This is a genomic window from Collimonas arenae (assembly GCF_000786695.1).
In the GTDB taxonomy this organism is placed as follows: Bacteria; Pseudomonadota; Gammaproteobacteria; order Burkholderiales; family Burkholderiaceae_D; genus Collimonas; species Collimonas arenae_A.
On the sequence record NZ_CP009962.1, the window covers coordinates 4,849,629 to 4,867,949 of the forward strand.

Consider the following 18,321-nt stretch of genomic DNA (forward strand, 5'->3'; position numbering starts at 1 on the left):
GCTGTTCCCTGTCCTATGCCGCAGCGCCGACTGTATTGCCCGACCACGAACGGGCCAGCGCCAGCACCAGCCAGGTCATCGCCCCCAACACGATCGACAATGCTGCCGCCATGGCAAAGTTGGCATAGCTGGTAAATTCGTTATAGATCGCCATCGGCAATACATCAATGTTGGTCGCCAAAGTGAAAGCTGTGCCGAAAGCGCCGACGCTGGTGGCAAAGCAGATTGCTCCGGATGAGATCAATGCCGGCGACAAAGCCGGCAGCACGACGTTGGCAAATACCTGTAGAGGATTGGCGCCCAATGAGCGCGCAGCTTCCTCCAACGCCGGGTCTAGCTTTTCTGCGGCCGCCATCACCGTGAGGATGACGCGTGGTATCGAGAAATACAGATAACCCAGGAACAGGCCGCCTAGCGAATAGGCGAATACCCAGGAATCGCCGAGCAACCAGTTTGTCACTAACCCGATCAAACCTTGGCGCCCCGCCAGCATGATCACCATGAAGCCGACCACTACGCCCGGAAAAGCCAGAGGAAAGGTCAACATGGCGAGCAGGACGGATTTTCCGGCGAAGCGGTTGCGTTGCAAAAACAGGGCGACGAACGATGAAATCATCAATGTCGCCAAGGTCACCACGGCGGACAACAGCATTGTGGACAGCAGGCTCATCAAATAATGATGATTGGTCATCACCGCAAAGTAGGCTGCAATCCCAGTGGGTCCACTGGCGCCCACCTCTAGCAAACGCAGCATCGGCAGTAGCCAGAAGGCCAGGAACAGCGTCACACCGGGAACGGCAAACAGTAAATATACCTGGTGTCGCGCCGGCATGCGCCGTCTCGGCAGTTGCATGCTCACCGCACTTCAGCCTGATAACGTTCGCTAAATGCGCGCTGGACCTCTGCCATCTTGCCGTAATCGACAGATTTGGCGCGAGCGTATTCTGTCGCAGGTAAAAAATGCGACTGGGCTTCTTTGGAAATGGCGGAAGCGCGCACCGGCCGCAGATAGGCGTTGGCCCAGATAGCTTGGCCTTCGTTGGATAGCAGGAAATCCAGCACTTTCTTGGCATTGGCGGGATTCGGGCCGTTTTTCACCAGACTGACCACGTAAGGCACGGTCAAGGTTCCTTCACTAGGAATCACAAAAGCGACATTGGCTTTGTCTTTGTATCTGGCGCGATAAGCATCGAAGTCATAGCCGAACAGAATCGGAATCTCGCCAGACAGCAGACGCGCATACGAAGTTTGCTTAGGCACGATCGGTTGATTTTTTTGCAGCGCCTTGAAATAGTTGATGCCTGGCGTGAAGTTATCCAGGGTGCCACCGAGCGCCTGGTTGATTGCTACCGCTCCGACATAACCGACGAAAGCGCTGGCCGGATCAAGATAACCGATCAATCCCTTGTACTCCGGCTTGAGCAAATCCTGCCAGGAACGCGGCACCGGCTTGCCCTTGAGCGCATCGACATTCACCATGATGCCCATGGTGCCGGAATGAATCGTGAACCAATAGCCATCCGGATCTTTCAGATCATTTGGAATTTCATTCCAGCCGGCCGGCTTATATGGCGTAATCACTTCCTTCTTTTTCGCTTCAATCCCGAAGGTCACGCCGACATAGGTGAAGTCGGCAACGGGACTTGCTTTTTCCGCGATGATCTGCGACAGCGACTGGCCGCTGTTCTTGTTGTCGGGCGGCACCGTGATGCCGGTCTTGTCCTTGATCGCCTTGATCTGCGTTGCCCAGTCTGCCCATTCAGGCGGGCAGTTATAGCAAATTGCATTCTGCGCAACGGCATGGACCGATGCGACCAGGGCGAAGGTGGCGACCATCGCATGGAAAACACGTGCTAAGCGCATGCTGCTTCCTTTCTGTTTTAGCGGTGAGAAGTGAACGGTTTGACCGACCCGCCGATGCGGACGGTGTGGGGCAATATGTGCGATGCGACGACCAAATGGCCACCCTGCTGCTCTTCAATCGTGGTCACCAGCGTGCGCAACGCCAGTTCGCCGATTTGTTCGGACGGCTGCTCGACGCTGCTCAGCGTCGGCTCCATCAGTTCACCTAGCGGAATGCCATCGAAGCCCATGATCGAGACGTCGTCAGGTACCCGCAAACCAAGTGCGCGCAAATCGCGCATCGCACTGAGCGCCAGCAAATCGTTGGAACAAAACAAGGCGCTTGGTCGTTGTGACGGATTGCGAAACGCCTGCAAATATTCGAAGGCAAGCGAAGTATTGGTATGGCGCGGAACCTCAATCGGTTCCAGCGGAACCAGGTTATGCTGCTGCATTGCCTGCAGATAGCCGTGATAACGCTGGATGGCGCGATCCGAGGCATGGAACTGGCCAGCAAGCATCTGGATGCGTTGATGGCCAAGCCGGATCAGATAAGTGACGGCATCATATGCAGCAGCCCGGTTATCCACTGAAACCGACGGCCGAGTACTTTCTTGCGGTTGGTTGTACACCAGTACATATGGAATCTGTTCGCGCTCAAGCACATCCAGTGTGGCGCTGGCATCAGCGTTCGTGACGGTAAGGATGACGCCATCAACGCGATGGGCCAGCAACAACTCTACCGCCGCGGCTTCATCTTGCTGGCGGTATTCGGTGGCCGTAAGCATCACCGAATAATCGCGCTGGCGCGCCGCCAGCTCTACACCTTGCAGGCATTGCGCAAACACAGTATTAGAGAGAGTCGGCACCACTACGCCAACCGTCCGTGAACGCCCCGCACGCAAGTTGCGCCCGGTGAAATTCGGCCGGAAACCGAGTGCCTCTATTGCCTGATTAACCTTGCCGGCCGTGTCGATACTGACCGAGTCGGGATTGTTCAGCAAACGCGATACCGTGGCGATCGAAACGCCTGCTTCTAAAGCAACTTGTTTGATGGATGGACGCACGATGTAGTGATTGATGTAAACGTTTACATCGTGCCTGCGCAATGTTACGTGCTGATGACGTTTTACCTCTCAAACGAAATTAGTTTTCTGCCGTTATATTGCGAACTGTTGGGGCGAGGTTACTTGTCTGATCAGATCGGCTAACGGAAACCCTCCAGCGGTCCCAGTTTTAGAGCTGGCATGGATGAGACTACGCTAGCGAGGCGAGCGGATATAGTAGATATCCCATTCTTCCTCTGAGAGAAACTGAAAACCATGACGCTGATAAAAGCGATTTGAATCACTGTCGCGCAAGGCCCCCACGCGCAGCGGCATGGCTTGCGCATCCGCTTCTGCAAAAATTTTTTCCAGCACCGCGGCGCCAATCCCTTGTCCTTGGCAATCTGGACGAATGTAGAGGTGATCCAGCAACAATTGATCCGGCCCCGGTTTAACCACGACGAACCCTGCACGCTGTTGATTCACCATTACATGCCGCGTATGGATAGCAGAAAAACCGGCGCGAAAACGTTCTCTTGCCCGAGCAGGATCAAAGCGACCGACCCGTTCAAGACTTTCACGCATTGCTTCGATCCGTAGTGCGACTAGCTCTTCAAAATCGTTGTCTTCTGCTTGAACCAAGGACACCTTCGGGGCGTTCAATATTCGCATGGTCGTTCAAATCTGTCAGTGATCGTTAAGCGATTTTAACTGAATGACCGAAAGTCAGGCTCAGCGCTACTCTGGCGCTGTCAGGCATGATGGAGTAGGCTATACGTGTCGCCATGCGCAGCCCATGGCCCTTACAGGTTACCAATATGGAAAAGACCGCGTTTGTGTTCGCAGGCGGCGGCAGTCTTGGCGCCATCGAAGCCGGCATGCTGCGTGAACTGATCGCCTCTGGCATAAGCCCGGACTTCCTGGTTGGCGCTTCCGCCGGAGCGATCAACAGTGTCTTTTTTGCCTATCAACCACATGCGGCCGGCACCACGCGCCTCGAGTTTTTGTGGCGTGGCATCCGTCGCCAGCAGATCATGCCTTGGTCGATTTTATCGGTGCTGGGTGCCTTTCGAGCACAAGGCACACACCTGGTCAGTTCCACGAAATTGCGCGAACTGCTTTACGAGCATTTTGGCAACCGTAAGCTGGAGGAGACCGATCTTCCGGTATATGTTGTTGCGACCGAGATGAAAACAGGTAATGAGGTAGTCATTTCTTCTGGATCAGCAGTGGATGCCGTACTCGCCAGCACCGCTATTCCCGGTGTTTTTCCACCAGTTGCACTGGATGGACATATGCTGATCGATGGCGGCGTCGCCAACAATACGCCAATCTCCACGGCAATTCGATTGGGAGCGACTCGTGTCGTTGTGCTGACTACCGGATTTACTTGCGCGGAACGGCGCCAGCCTAAAGGTGCGCTCGAACACGCCATGAGTGCACTCAATCTTCTGGTCGCACGGCAGTTGGTATCCGATCTGGAACGTTGGTCTTCACATGCAGCGATTGCTGTGGTCGCTCCCTTATGTCCGCTGGATGTATCACCCTACGACTACAGCCAGTGCGGACTTCTGATTGACCGAGCCGCAGCCGAAACACGACGTTGGCTGGAAGCCGGCGGACTGGATAAACAGGCGATTCCAGATGCGCTCAGACCACATTCACATTAAAAAGAAGAAGAAATCCGATAAGCCGGGAATCTTAAATTGCAATGAATCCAGGAAACGACAAAATTTTGAGCATATTGAAATGCTTGGGAAAGCCAGTCGCGCGAGCTGACTGGTTTTTTTGTGCCTGTTATTTTGGGTAGGGTGAAGAATTTGTGCAGGAATGTGAAGGCACTGTGCGGGAGAAGAGGCGTTTTCTGCGTGATTTTCCGGTGCTGCAGCGTGTGTTACCGATTATTGCGGACTCGGCATGAGGCCTGAGTCGCCTTTTGCGATGCTGAATGGCGGCTTGAGTGGTATTTTGTGACGCTGAATGCCGCTTGAGGGTTGGTCTGAGAGGGGATTTTTGCAACGCCTCTGTGCGTTACGAAGTAATTTTGCCAATGCGAATTTCAAATCCAAAGCCCAAAGCAAAAACCCTCCCAGCAATCGCTGAGAGGGTTTTCTAATAAAAGCCTGACGATGACCTACTTTCACACTGGTTGCAGCACTATCATCGGCGCAAAGTCGTTTCACGGTCCTGTTCGGGATGGGAAGGGGTGGTACCAACTCGCTATGGTCATCAGGCATAACTTGTACCGCTGTCTGTTCTCCAGTTGGAGCAACAAACCGCGCAATCTAGAAGAAGTAGTTTTTTATACCGAACTCATCGGGGTGGATGAGTCCGGTTGGGTATGAATGTCCAAACGGTTGGTATCTCTTTCGAGGTTCAACCTTGGCAAACAAATAAAGCTCATCATATAACCTGCTAAGGTTATAGGGACAAGCCTCACGGGCAATTAGTATCAGTTAGCTTAACGTATTACTACGCTTCCACACCTGACCTATCAACGTCCTGGTCTCGAACGACCCTTTAGGGGAATCTAGTTCCCGGGAAATATCATCTCAAGGCAAGTTTCCCGCTTAGATGCTTTCAGCGGTTATCTCTTCCGAACTTAGCTACCCGGCAATGCCACTGGCGTGACAACCGGTACACCAGAGGTTCGTCCACTCCGGTCCTCTCGTACTAGGAGCAGCCCCCTTCAAATTTCCAACGCCCACGGCAGATAGGGACCAAACTGTCTCACGACGTTTTAAACCCAGCTCACGTACCACTTTAAATGGCGAACAGCCATACCCTTGGGACCGGCTACAGCCCCAGGATGTGATGAGCCGACATCGAGGTGCCAAACTCCCCCGTCGATATGAACTCTTGGGAGGAATCAGCCTGTTATCCCCAGAGTACCTTTTATCCGTTGAGCGATGGCCCTTCCATACAGAACCACCGGATCACTATGTCCTACTTTCGTACCTGCTCGACTTGTCAGTCTCGCAGTTAAGCACGCTTATGCCATTGCACTATTAGCACGATGTCCGACCGTACCTAGCGTACCTTCGAACTCCTCCGTTACACTTTGGGAGGAGACCGCCCCAGTCAAACTGCCTACCATGCACTGTCCCCGATCCGGATAACGGACCAAGGTTAGAACCTCAAACAAACCAGGGTGGTATTTCAAGGATGGCTCCACGAGAACTAGCGTCCCCGCTTCAAAGCCTCCCACCTATCCTACACAGATTGGTTCAAAGTCCAATGCAAAGCTACAGTAAAGGTTCATGGGGTCTTTCCGTCTAGCCGCGGGTAGATTGCATCATCACAAACATTTCAACTTCGCTGAGTCTCGGGAGGAGACAGTGTGGCCATCGTTACGCCATTCGTGCAGGTCGGAACTTACCCGACAAGGAATTTCGCTACCTTAGGACCGTTATAGTTACGGCCGCCGTTTACTGGGACTTCAATCAAGAGCTTGCACCCCATCATTTAATCTTCCAGCACCGGGCAGGCGTCACACCCTATACGTCCACTTTCGTGTTTGCAGAGTGCTGTGTTTTTATTAAACAGTCGCAGCCACCTTTTTATTGCAGCCCTTTCGTCCTTCTGGCGCAGGCCAGTCAAACTACCGGGGCGTACCTTATCCCGAAGTTACGGTACAAATTTGCCGAGTTCCTTCTCCCGAGTTCTCTCAAGCGCCTTAGAATACTCATCTCGCCCACCTGTGTCGGTTTGCGGTACGGTCTCGTTAGACTGAAGCTTAGAGGCTTTTCTTGGAACCACTTCCGATTGCTTCACCAATAAATTGGCTCGTCCCATACCCTTGAATTACGCTGCCGGATTTGCCTAACAGCCTTCTCTGATACAGAAACCGGGACTTCCAACACCCGGACAACCTTCCGCGATCCGTCCCCCCATCGCATCTAACGACGGTGCAGGAATATTAACCTGCTTCCCATCAGCTACGCATCTCTGCCTCGCCTTAGGGGCCGACTCACCCTGCTCCGATGAACGTTGAACAGGAAACCTTGGGCTTACGGCGTGGGGGCTTTTCACCCCCATTATCGCTACTCATGTCAGCATTCGCACTTCTGATACCTCCAGCATCCTTTACAAGACACCTTCGCAGGCTTACAGAACGCTCTCCTACCATATCCTTACGGATATCCGCAGCTTCGGTGACTGGCTTAGCCCCGTTACATCTTCCGCGCAGGACGACTCGATCAGTGAGCTATTACGCTTTCTTTAAAGGATGGCTGCTTCTAAGCCAACCTCCTGACTGTTTTAGCCTTCCCACTTCGTTTGCCACTTAGCCAATCTTTGGGACCTTAGCTGGCGGTCTGGGTTGTTTCCCTCTTGACGTCGGACGTTAGCACCCGGCGTCTGTCTCCCAAGCTCGCACTCATCGGTATTCGGAGTTTGCAATGGTTTGGTAAGTCTCGATGACCCCCTAGCCATAACAGTGCTCTACCCCCGATGGTGATACTTGAGGCACTACCTAAATAGTTTTCGGAGAGAACCAGCTATTTCCAAGTTTGTTTAGCCTTTCACCCCTACCCACAGCTCATCCCCTAATTTTTCAACATTAGTGGGTTCGGACCTCCAGTGCGTGTTACCGCACCTTCATCCTGGCCATGAGTAGATCACTTGGTTTCGGGTCTACACCCAGCGACTGAACGCCCTATTCGGACTCGATTTCTCTACGCCTTCCCTATACGGTTAAGCTTGCCACTGAATGTAAGTCGCTGACCCATTATACAAAAGGTACGCAGTCACGGAACAAGTCCGCTCCTACTGTTTGTATGCACACGGTTTCAGGATCTATTTCACTCCCCTTCCGGGGTTCTTTTCGCCTTTCCCTCACGGTACTGGTTCACTATCGGTCGATATCGAGTATTTAGCCTTGGAGGATGGTCCCCCCATGTTCAGACAGGATTACACGTGTCCCGCCCTACTTGTTGCAAGCTTAGTTCCACAATGATCATTTCGTATAAGGGGCTATCACCCTCTATGGCCGACGTTTCCAAGTCGTTCTACTATGTCCACTGCTAAAACTTGCGGCTGTTCCCATTTCGCTCGCCACTACTTTGGGAATCTCGGTTGATTTCTTTTCCTGCAGCTACTTAGATGTTTCAGTTCGCCGCGTTCGCTTTGCATACCTATGTATTCAGTATGCAATGACCACTAGGGCCGGGTTTCCCCATTCGGAAATCTGCGGATCAAAGCTTGTTTGCTAGCTCCCCGCAGCTTATCGCAAGCTACTACGTCCTTCATCGCCTGATATCGCCAAGGCATCCACCATGTGCACTTATTCACTTGTCCCTATAACGTTAGCCTCTGACTGCGTTCACAGCCAAAAAGCGGTTATAGAGGTATTTCTATGAGTTTAGCGTTTGCCGTATCCAAAGTGTTTTCGCAGTTGTTGATGCAGCTTGCGCCCATCAACTCTTTTGAGAACTCTTTACATACTTTTTGATTTGATACAATCATACCCATCAACAAACAATGTCTTGTCTGCTGACGAATCTTTACTACTTCTTCTAGATTGTTAAAGAACGGTAAATCCATTGATCTTAAAAAGACCAAACCTAAATCCCAACGCACTCTCTGCGCCGACTTAGGTTTGATATTTCTTGCTTCGTGCCACCGGAAACTTGGTGGAGGTTGACGGGATCGAACCGACGACCCCCTGCTTGCAAAGCAGGTGCTCTCCCAGCTGAGCTAAACCCCCGAAACTTGTTGGTGGGTCTGGTTGGGCTCGAACCAACGACCCCCGCGTTATCAACACGGTGCTCTAACCAACTGAGCTACAGACCCGCTTGGATCAGTACGAGCCACCCATCAACTACTGCGCTCTCACGCAACAGTCTTGACCGATACCTGTTCTTCTTTATTAACAGACGATAAGTGTGGACGCTTAACTTTCATGCAAACTCTAGAAAGGAGGTGATCCAGCCGCACCTTCCGATACGGCTACCTTGTTACGACTTCACCCCAGTCACGAATCCTACCGTGGTAAGCGCCCTCCTTACGGTTAGGCTACCTACTTCTGGTAAAACCCGCTCCCATGGTGTGACGGGCGGTGTGTACAAGACCCGGGAACGTATTCACCGCGACATGCTGATCCGCGATTACTAGCGATTCCAACTTCATGTAGTCGAGTTGCAGACTACAATCCGGACTACGATACACTTTCTGGGATTAGCTCCCCCTCGCGGGTTGGCGGCCCTCTGTATGTACCATTGTATGACGTGTGAAGCCCTACCCATAAGGGCCATGAGGACTTGACGTCATCCCCACCTTCCTCCGGTTTGTCACCGGCAGTCTCATTAGAGTGCCCTTTCGTAGCAACTAATGACAAGGGTTGCGCTCGTTGCGGGACTTAACCCAACATCTCACGACACGAGCTGACGACAGCCATGCAGCACCTGTGTTACAGTTTTCTTTCGAACACTCCCAAATCTCTTCGGGATTCTGTACATGTCAAGGGTAGGTAAGGTTTTTCGCGTTGCATCGAATTAATCCACATCATCCACCGCTTGTGCGGGTCCCCGTCAATTCCTTTGAGTTTTAATCTTGCGACCGTACTCCCCAGGCGGTCTACTTCACGCGTTAGCTGCGTTACCAAGTCAATTAAGACCCGACAACTAGTAGACATCGTTTAGGGCGTGGACTACCAGGGTATCTAATCCTGTTTGCTCCCCACGCTTTCGTGCATGAGCGTCAGTGTTATCCCAGGGGGCTGCCTTCGCCATCGGTATTCCTCCACATCTCTACGCATTTCACTGCTACACGTGGAATTCTACCCCCCTCTGACACACTCTAGCTATGCAGTCACAAATGCCATTCCCAGGTTAAGCCCGGGGATTTCACACCTGTCTTACATAACCGCCTGCGCACGCTTTACGCCCAGTAATTCCGATTAACGCTTGCACCCTACGTATTACCGCGGCTGCTGGCACGTAGTTAGCCGGTGCTTATTCTTCAGGTACCGTCATTAGCAAGGGATATTAGCCCTCACCGTTTCTTCCCTGACAAAAGAGCTTTACAACCCGAAGGCCTTCTTCACTCACGCGGCATTGCTGGATCAGGGTTGCCCCCATTGTCCAAAATTCCCCACTGCTGCCTCCCGTAGGAGTCTGGGCCGTGTCTCAGTCCCAGTGTGGCTGGTCGTCCTCTCAGACCAGCTACTGATCGAAGCCTTGGTGAGCCTTTACCTCACCAACTAGCTAATCAGATATCGGCCGCTCTATGAGCACGAGGTCTTGCGAGCCCCCGCTTTCATCCGTAGATCGTATGCGGTATTAGCTAATCTTTCGACTAGTTATCCCCCACTCAAAGGTACGTTCCGATATATTACTCACCCGTTCGCCACTCGTCAGCGGAGCAAGCTCCCTGTTACCGTTCGACTTGCATGTGTAAGGCATGCCGCCAGCGTTCAATCTGAGCCAGGATCAAACTCTTCAGTTCAATCTCTGTTTTGTGGCATTGCTGCCTAGCATCTCTGCTATCGCTCACTCAAAATACTGACAGGCTACTTCTTGCGAAGCATCCTATTTTCTTCTTTTGTGAACATTTAATGTTTTAAGTTATACGCCACCGACTTACGTCAGCAGCGCTGCACTTCCATTAAACGCCCACACTTATCGACTGTTAATTGTTAAAGAACCTTCTACTTCGCGTCACCAGCTACCCGGTTCGCGTCGCCAACAAATCGTTTTGTTTGTCAGCAGCAGAGAGATGAGATTATGTAGCGTTTCAAGTTTTTCGTCAACTACTTTTTTACTAACCACCGAAAAACTTTTTACTCACCACACCTACTTCTTCCCCGCTTTTACCCCTCAAACTTCACCCGCAAAACAGACCTTTTACTACCTGCCTGCTTCGCTTCTTTCGCGTCGTTCTCAACGGGAGGCGAACTATAGCAACCCACCTCATTCCCCGCAAGTACTTTTTAAAACTTTCTTTAAAATATTTCGATTTATTTGATTTAGCTCTTATCAACGCTATTACAGGATGCCCTCCCTACCAATAAAGAGGCTATTAGATACATCCTATACATCAACCGAATTCAACACCGCCCAACGGGCAGCGCTGACGCCCTTCTCCAGACTGATCCGGCTGACAATCTGTTCCAACTGCAAATGATTGCTAGGGGAAGTAATCAGATCCGCCCGCACTTCCAATTGCGTACCGGAAGCCAGGTCCTCGCTATGCAACGACTGCACCACCAGATGCGGCATGCCGTTTAGCATATGCAACATCAAAGTACGCACTTGTACCTCATCTTCAGGCCGGCATACCACGGAGAGGCGATAAACCTGCTCGATTTCGGTCGCACTGTGCAAATCACGGCTGTTGATCATATGGGAAACGCCACGCAACAGCACGTTCGCCCCAAGGATCGCGGCGGCGCCAATGGCTGCCTCCAACGCATGCCCAAGCCCGCACAGCACACCGACCGCCGCCGAACACCACAATGTGGCTGCGGTATTCAGGCCGCGTACATTAATTCCTTCGCGCATAATTACGCCTGCGCCAAGAAAGCCGATACCAGATACAACATAAGAAGCAATCCGGGTTGCCCCCTGCGGATCGGACTCGAATGCGGAGACCATGACGAACAGCGAAGCGCCGATCGAAACCAGCGCATTGGTGCGCAAACCAGCCATGCGCTGGCGCATCTGGCGCTCAGCGCCAATCAGGGAACCCAGGGTCAGGGCGAGCAGTACGCGCAGGGTAAATATTTTCCAGTCCATCTTCGCTACCTTTCTGCATGCATCGCCATACGTACTATATAGCAGCACGGCGATATTTCATGGGTGCCCAGCGCTGCTTCAGAAACTGAAGAACAGACGACCAGGCAAATCAAACAAACGGATGGGGATAAATGGTGGCGATGCGAGATCGCACTAGATACGACAGCGCTGCAATTCACAGGCTGTAGCGATGAATTACCGACTAGCAGGTGATTGCGTCGGGCTGTGCGCCCATCCACGGGTACTGGTACAACCATCCAAAATAGAGGCTCCTGCAAACATAGTCCACAGGATTCTATTTAGACGCCATTGGCAAGTCAAGTGAGTCAGGCATCCAGCGCCGCGTCTGCAGCCAGCTTGCGCAATATGTGGGCGGCGGCAACCAGGCCGAAAGTCGCGGTTACCACCACCGCAGAACCGTAACCGGCGCAGTTCAGACCGGTAACGCCAGGCGCGGGATCGCCATCAACGGCGCACACTTGCTCATTAATAGGTGCGCTCAAAGGCTCAGTAGAAAATACTGCATCGATACCAAAACGGACTTTATCACCGCGCGGGAAGCGATATTCAGAACGCAAGCGCTTACGCACCTTGGCCAGCAGCGGCTCTTGCTCGGTTTTCGCCAGATCGCGAACCTCAATACAGGTCGGATCCACCTGGCCACCGGCACTACCGATGGTGATCAGCCGAATTCTCTTGTCACGGCAATAGGCGATCAATGCGGCCTTGGCGCGCACATTGTCGATGGCATCGATCACATAGTCATAGCGCCCTTCCCCGATCATTTCTGGCAAATTATCGGCACTAATGAAATCTTCCACCTCTGTGACATGGCAGTAAGGATTAATCTGCGCAATACGCGCGGTCAACGCACTCACCTTGGCCTGCCCCAGCGTATCGGTCAGGGCATGAATCTGGCGATTGATATTGGATTCGGCTAAATTATCCAGGTCGATCAAAGTCAAATTACCGACCGCACTACGCGCCAACGCCTCGACCGCCCATGAACCAACGCCGCCAACCCCGATCACGCACACCCGTGCTTGTAGAAAACGGGCCAACGCAGCGGCGCCATACAAACGGCTGATGCCGCCAAAACGCCGGTCGAAATCAATCTCATCGAGATCAAGTGCGGTGGGAACAGATGCGCCAGGAGCGCCAGCTACAACGGATGAGGACATGATTGGACACAAAAAATGACACGACAGGCAATCGACAAGATATTCGGGCTACATCAACGCTTGGCAACCCTTATATCGCTATATCCGCTATTTTACCGGCTCCGCATGACGGATCACTTTTGAAGTGCTTTAATATGAGTTGAAAGCTAACAACCCTACATTCCAACAATCAGAAAATTATCAAATAAGCACTTCTGCAAGAGAACATCCCGATTCAACCCACGAGACACCACACCATGCCAAACGCATTGATAGCCGCCGCGCCAGATTTCAGCCAGCCGATTGCTGTGCTGAAGCATTGCCACGACAAGATACGCAAGCAGCTGGGCACGCTGCAAAATCTACTGGAACACATCTCGCAACACGGCAGCGATGCCCAGGCACAGCAAGCGGCCGATAGTGTCATGCGCTACTTCAACCAGGCCGCCCCACACCATCACGCGGATGAGGAAGTCGACCTGCTGCCGATGCTGAGCGTCACGGCGACAGGGGAAGACGCTGCCTTGCTGCAAAAACTGACGCCGGAAATTATGGCTGAGCATCAACAGATGGATAAACTGTGGCACACACTCAACCGCCAGCTGACATCTATCGCCAGCAGCGAGACAGCCACACAGGCGACTCCGCTGTCAATGCAAGACGTCAAGGAATTCTCCGCCATCTATTCGGCCCATATGGAAAAAGAGGAAACCTGGATAGCGCCGATGGCGAAGCGAATTTTCAGCGAGCAGCAGATGCAACAACTAGGGGCAGCAATGCAACAGCGTAGAGGTATTTCAACATGAAACAAAAAACAGACAAATCGATCGCCGACCTGCGCATCGATTACAGCCAGGCCAGCCTGTCGGAAGCAGACACCGCCGCCGATCCGATTACGCAATTTAACAAATGGTTTGACGAAGCCATCAGTGCAGAAGTACCGGAAGCAAATGCCATGAGCCTGGCCACAGTAGGCAACAACGGCCGACCTTCGTCGCGCATCGTACTGATCAAACACTTTGATGCGCAGGGCTTCACCTGGTTTACCAATTTCGAAAGCCGCAAAGGACATGATCTGCTGGAACATCCCTACGGCGCTTTGCTGTTTCATTGGGTTGCATTGGAACGCCAGGTCCGTATCGAAGGCCGCGTCGAACGAGTGAGCGACAGCGAGAGCGACGCCTACTTCCACAGCCGGCCACTGCGCAGCCGCCTCGGTGCCATCGCCTCAGCGCAAAGCGAGACCATCGCTAGCCGCGAACTGCTCGAAGCCGAGTACGCAAAAGCCGAACAGAAATACGGCGACAATCCGCCACGACCGAATCATTGGGGCGGGTACAGACTTTTGCCAGATACGGTAGAATTTTGGCAGGGGCGTCGGTCACGCTTGCATGACCGGATTTTGTATACCTTGGATGCAGATGACAAGTGGCTGCGACAACGCCTGCAGCCTTAGCACCCGAGTCACTGTTATCGGTCGACGCTGACCGCTTGGTACAAGTATTTATTCACCGGAGGAGAAATCGTGTTCTGGGAAAAGAAGCTTGAAAACTGGGTTAATGATATTCGTCATCGAGCTGCAATACCGTTACGGCTCGAATTATGGAATGGTCAGCGTTTCGACTTTGGCACCTACGCAGCGCCGGACGTCACCGTGCGTGTGCCACACGTTTCTGCTCTGAGTTACTTGCTGACGCCTTCACTTGCCAATCTGGGCGAGGCGTATGTCGAAGGAAAAATCGAAGTCGAAGGAAAAATCAAGGAGATCATCGCTGTCGGCAATGCACTGGCCGCCAATTCGCTTAAGGCGGATGGCAAATTTGCCCGTATCACCCGCACCTTCCGCCATAACAAGGAGAAGGATGCCGAGGCGATTCGCTACCACTACGATGTATCCAACGATTTCTATAAACTCTGGCTGGACCAGAACATGGTGTATTCCTGCGCCTATTTTGAACATGGCGATGAAGACCTGGATACCGCACAACTGAAAAAAATCGATCATATCCTGACCAAAATCCAGATCCAGCCAGGCCAGACCTTGCTCGACATAGGCTGTGGTTGGGGCGCGCTGGTGTTACGCGCCGCACAGAAATTCGGCGCTAAGTGCGTCGGCATCACACTCTCGGAAAATCAGTATGCGCTCGCGAAGGAAAGAGTCGCCCAGGCCGGCTTAGAAGATAAGATAGAAATTCGCCTGCAGGATTATCGCGATATCACCGGCAGCTTTGACCGGATCACCAGCGTCGGCATGTTCGAGCACGTAGGCCTGATTCACCTGCCGATGTATTTTGCACGCATCCGCGATTTGCTGGCGGACGACGGCGTCGCCATGAATCACGGCATCACTACCACCGACATCGATAATGGCGAGTCGCCCTATGGCGGCGGCGAATTCATCGAGAAATATGTATTCCCGCATGGAGAATTACCGCATATCGGTATGGTACTGAAAACCATGCAGCAAGGCGGGCTGGAAGTATTCGACGTCGAAAACCTGCGGCGGCATTACGCCAAGACCTGCAGTATCTGGGCCGACAATCTTGAAGCACACGCGGATGAGGTCAGAAAAGCGGCCGATGACCGCCGCTTCCGTATCTGGCGTATTTATCTGGCCGGGAGTTCCTACGGCTTCGAGCGTGACTGGATGTCGCTGTACCAGGTGGTCTGCCGCAAGGCCGGCCACAGCGCCAGCACGTTGCCCTGGTCACGGGACTATATTTATCAGGCCTCGTAAGTAAGATATACCAGCCTATCCACCGTACTATCTGGCGCAGCGGTGGATAGCGTTCAACGAATCACTTTATCGACGAATATCTTGCGCAGCTTGGCCACTTTCGGCGCTACAACGAAAGCGCAGTAACCTTGCAAAGGATGCTGGCGAAAATAATTCTGATGATATTCTTCTGCCTTGTAATACGTCTCTGCAGGACTTAATTCGGTGACGATAGGCGCATCCCACACATTCGCCATTTCTGCGATGACCTGTTCCGCCACTTTCTTCTGTTGCGACGACTGGTAATAAATCACCGAACGATATTGCGTACCGACGTCATTGCCCTGGCGGTTCAAGGTAGTCGGATCGTGAATCGTGAAGAAGATTTCCAGTAGCTCGCGGTAGCTGATCTGCCCCGTATCGAACGTCACCGCTACAACTTCAGCGTGGCCAGTCGTGCCTTCGCAGACTTGCTCATAACTGGGATTTGCCACCCGGCCGCCGGTATACCCTGACTCGACGCGCTCCACTCCTTTGATCTCCTGATAAACCGCCTCCAGGCACCAGAAGCATCCCCCTCCAAATACCGCTACGTCCTTAGTCATGGCCGCTGCTCCCCTGGTTGCCTGCTTTGACAGTTTCACTTTAACGCAATCTGCCACCGCTTGTCGACGTAGAAATGGGTAATCTCGGCAAGCGATGTCGTGGACGAAAAAAAGCCCCGACTGCGCGGGGCTCTTCTAGCTGAATCTTAACCGGCGATTTAGAACTTGTAGCCGACTGTCAGGACCGACACCATCGGATTCAAAGTAATTTTGGTGGTGGCGTGGGTGACAGATCCATCGGCATGGGTGGTAGACAGATCAGCCTTGGTCTTCAGCGGAACATAAGACAGGGAAAAGTTAACGGACCAGTTTTTGTCGAAATTATAGGCAATACCTGCATTCGCGACCGGAACAAATGAGCTGCTCAAATCGGCGCTGGTGGATGCACGAGGATCGCCGCCTCCGAGAAGGTTCGTCAAGCTGCTGGTCAGCTTGATATTCGAATACCAGACGTAAGCAGCGCCGGCACCGAGGTAAGGACGGAACTGGCTATTGGCATCACCGAAGTAATACTTGGCCAGCACAGCCGGACTCCACTGCGTGGCCGTACCGAGCTGCCCCAAACCATTGAGAGTACCTTCACCACTGAGCTTGAATTTCGGTGGGATACCCAAATCCGCTGTTACGGCGATATTGTCGGTGAAAAAGTGAGTGAGCTGCAGAATAGCGGTATCAGCGTTAGAGACGTGTGCGCCGCTACCTGGAACCTGGAAAGTCCCTCCCAACGTCAACGGTTCACTGGATTGATTCAGCCCAATGTGTGCCCAACCGAAATTGACGACGTTGTCGCCGGCTTGCTGCGCCATGGCAGGCGCTGCGAAAGCAGCCAGCACAGACACGGCAGCCAGTTTTTTCAATACGCTCATTTGTTTTTTCATATGTCTTCTCCAAGTTTCACTTCATTTTTAGTGGCGGGATCTTTGTCTGCATTGAATGCAGTACAAGCCCATTTTTCCGGCACTTTGCAATTTGGACCAACCGGGGGGTAGGTCAGACCAGACAGCGCTCTGTTCTTCGATTTTTAACTATCAAAGCCGGATAGATTTCATAATTTCTCATTCATCTACTCCCTGCTCTTTTCCCGAAAAGAACGCGCGTGCTATTCTTTTTTTACACTATGCCAGCTTTAGAATCATTTGACTATAGTTGTAGCTTTTTTACCTCAAATTATTTTTTAAAGCCTGCCAAGACGGCCGATGAATCGTGTGCAGCGCGGCGCAAGCGATCATTGACCCCCTGCCAGGCAGGATCCGACGGCGGCGCTTCGACCACGATCAGATCGGCGGCGGCATGATCCATGTTGCGCAGCGCAGCATAAAGATCGTGGGCGTATGGCTGGGGGGACGCTGTCATCGCGAAATGCGCCACCAGCGGCGGGCGGTCGGCGGATACCGTTGTTGAATAGGCGATCAGCGCCAGACTTTGTCCGGCTTGATGCAGTTGTTTCAGAGTCGCAGCAAGCTGCGGCGGCGTCACCAGCAACACCGGGGTGCGCGGTGCATAGTGCGACTCCAGCGTCCCCGAAGCGCGCGGCGCGGAGGCGTCGGCGGCTTGTACTACAACGCCTAGCACCGCGGAAATCTGTGCGGCGCTGATATGGCCGGGCCGCAGCAGCACAGGTCCGTGCGTCGCTATACGCGACAAATCGATGATGGTTGACTCGATCCCAACTTCACTTTGGCCACCGTCCAGTATGCAAGCGATCGGACTGTCGCCATCCGTATCGAATTCATCCCGCACGTGCTGCGCCGTCGTCGGACTGACATGGCCGAACTTGTTGGCCGACGGACCTGCAATCCCGCCCTTGCCACCTTTGAATTCACGCAGCAAAGCCTGAGCAACCGGATGCGACGGGCAGCGCAAGCCGACTGAATTCTGACCGCCCGAAACTTGCGCAGGTATATGCGCCGCACGCGGCAATATCAGGGTCAACGGTCCCGGCCAGAATGCCGCTATCAGCGCATACGCCTGCGGCGGAACAGACTCGGCCCAATAGTTGATATCGGCTTCGGGAGCGACGTGCACGATCACCGGATGATTTGACGGCCGTCCCTTGGCGGTATAGATGCTGGCAACCGCCGCCGCATTCTCAGCATCGGCGCCCAGTCCGTAGACGGTTTCGGTAGGAAACGCGACCAGTTCACCCGCTTCCAGCTTGCGTGCCGCAAGGCGGATTGCCGGCAAATCGATCGTCGAACTCTTCATCGCATCACTCAT

Annotated in this window: 13 protein-coding genes, 2 tRNA genes and 3 rRNA genes; 4 read left to right on the top strand and 14 right to left on the bottom strand. The window is 53.0% G+C overall.

Features of this window, described 5'->3' with window-relative positions; all coding sequences use genetic code 11:
- Positions 1-13: 13 nt before the first annotated feature.
- From LT85_RS21350 to LT85_RS21365, 4 genes are all read right to left on the bottom strand, one after another.
- Complete coding sequence (locus LT85_RS21350) at positions 14-853, bottom strand: ABC transporter permease (protein ID WP_038492999.1); 840 nt, start codon at positions 851-853, stop codon at positions 14-16.
- Between the two features lie 2 nt (positions 854-855).
- Positions 856-1,863 carry an ABC transporter substrate-binding protein gene (locus tag LT85_RS21355; RefSeq protein ID WP_052135385.1) on the bottom strand — a complete coding sequence of 336 codons (1,008 nt, stop codon included), beginning with the start codon at positions 1,861-1,863 and terminating at the stop codon, positions 856-858.
- 17 nt (positions 1,864-1,880) lie between these two features.
- Complete coding sequence (locus LT85_RS21360) at positions 1,881-2,909, bottom strand: LacI family DNA-binding transcriptional regulator (RefSeq protein WP_038497122.1); 1,029 nt, start codon at positions 2,907-2,909, stop codon at positions 1,881-1,883.
- Positions 2,910-3,104: 195 nt separating this feature from the next.
- Positions 3,105-3,560: a GNAT family N-acetyltransferase gene (locus LT85_RS21365; protein WP_038493001.1), complete on the bottom strand. Its 456-nt coding sequence runs from the start codon at positions 3,558-3,560 to the stop codon at positions 3,105-3,107.
- A 146-nt stretch (positions 3,561-3,706) separates the two neighbouring features.
- Between LT85_RS21365 and LT85_RS21370 the strand changes: the two genes are divergently transcribed.
- Positions 3,707-4,558: a patatin-like phospholipase family protein gene (locus tag LT85_RS21370; RefSeq protein ID WP_052135582.1), complete on the top strand. Its 852-nt coding sequence runs from the start codon at positions 3,707-3,709 to the stop codon at positions 4,556-4,558.
- 451 nt (positions 4,559-5,009) lie between these two features.
- On the opposite strand, the gene rrf is transcribed toward LT85_RS21370, so the two are convergent.
- The 7 genes from rrf to tcdA form a co-directional block, all read right to left on the bottom strand.
- Positions 5,010-5,122: ribosomal RNA gene (gene rrf / locus LT85_RS21375) — 5S ribosomal RNA — on the bottom strand.
- A 191-nt stretch (positions 5,123-5,313) separates the two neighbouring features.
- Positions 5,314-8,186, bottom strand: a 23S ribosomal RNA gene (locus tag LT85_RS21380).
- A gap of 333 nt (positions 8,187-8,519) precedes the next feature.
- Positions 8,520-8,595, bottom strand: a tRNA-Ala gene (locus LT85_RS21385).
- A 9-nt stretch (positions 8,596-8,604) separates the two neighbouring features.
- Positions 8,605-8,681 (bottom strand) — tRNA-Ile (locus tag LT85_RS21390).
- 122 nt (positions 8,682-8,803) lie between these two features.
- Positions 8,804-10,334 (bottom strand): 16S ribosomal RNA (locus LT85_RS21395).
- Together the 16S, 23S and 5S rRNA genes with 2 tRNA genes alongside form the textbook arrangement of a ribosomal RNA operon.
- 584 nt (positions 10,335-10,918) lie before the next feature.
- A complete protein-coding gene (locus LT85_RS21400) occupies positions 10,919-11,623 on the bottom strand; it encodes an MgtC/SapB family protein (protein ID WP_038493003.1) in 705 nt (234 codons plus the stop codon).
- Positions 11,624-11,949: 326 nt separating this feature from the next.
- Positions 11,950-12,804 carry a tRNA cyclic N6-threonylcarbamoyladenosine(37) synthase TcdA gene (gene tcdA, locus LT85_RS21405; protein WP_052135386.1) on the bottom strand — a complete coding sequence of 285 codons (855 nt, stop codon included), beginning with the start codon at positions 12,802-12,804 and terminating at the stop codon, positions 11,950-11,952.
- A gap of 236 nt (positions 12,805-13,040) precedes the next feature.
- Here tcdA and LT85_RS21410 point away from each other — a divergent pair, with 236 nt between their 5' ends.
- The 3 genes from LT85_RS21410 to LT85_RS21420 all read left to right on the top strand — a co-directional run bounded on the left by LT85_RS21410 (position 13,041) and on the right by LT85_RS21420 (position 15,520).
- Positions 13,041-13,589 (top strand): hemerythrin domain-containing protein, encoded by a 549-nt coding sequence (locus LT85_RS21410; protein WP_038493005.1) that lies wholly within the window; start codon positions 13,041-13,043, stop codon positions 13,587-13,589.
- Entirely contained in the window at positions 13,586-14,239 is a 654-nt protein-coding gene (pdxH, locus tag LT85_RS21415; protein ID WP_038493007.1) for a pyridoxamine 5'-phosphate oxidase, read from the top strand. Before LT85_RS21410 ends, pdxH begins: the two co-directional genes overlap by 4 nt.
- 69 nt (positions 14,240-14,308) lie before the next feature.
- Entirely contained in the window at positions 14,309-15,520 is a 1,212-nt protein-coding gene (locus LT85_RS21420; protein WP_038493009.1) for an SAM-dependent methyltransferase, read from the top strand.
- 53 nt (positions 15,521-15,573) lie between these two features.
- Here LT85_RS21420 and msrA read toward each other — a convergent pair whose 3' ends face one another.
- From msrA to LT85_RS21435, 3 genes are all read right to left on the bottom strand, one after another.
- Positions 15,574-16,104 (bottom strand): peptide-methionine (S)-S-oxide reductase MsrA, encoded by a 531-nt coding sequence (msrA, locus tag LT85_RS21425; protein WP_038493011.1) that lies wholly within the window; start codon positions 16,102-16,104, stop codon positions 15,574-15,576.
- 158 nt (positions 16,105-16,262) lie between these two features.
- Entirely contained in the window at positions 16,263-16,982 is a 720-nt protein-coding gene (locus tag LT85_RS21430; RefSeq protein WP_038493013.1) for an OmpW/AlkL family protein, read from the bottom strand.
- A 289-nt stretch (positions 16,983-17,271) separates the two neighbouring features.
- Positions 17,272-18,309 (bottom strand): L-threonylcarbamoyladenylate synthase, encoded by a 1,038-nt coding sequence (locus LT85_RS21435; RefSeq protein WP_253273596.1) that lies wholly within the window; start codon positions 18,307-18,309, stop codon positions 17,272-17,274.
- Positions 18,310-18,321 lie beyond the last annotated feature (12 nt).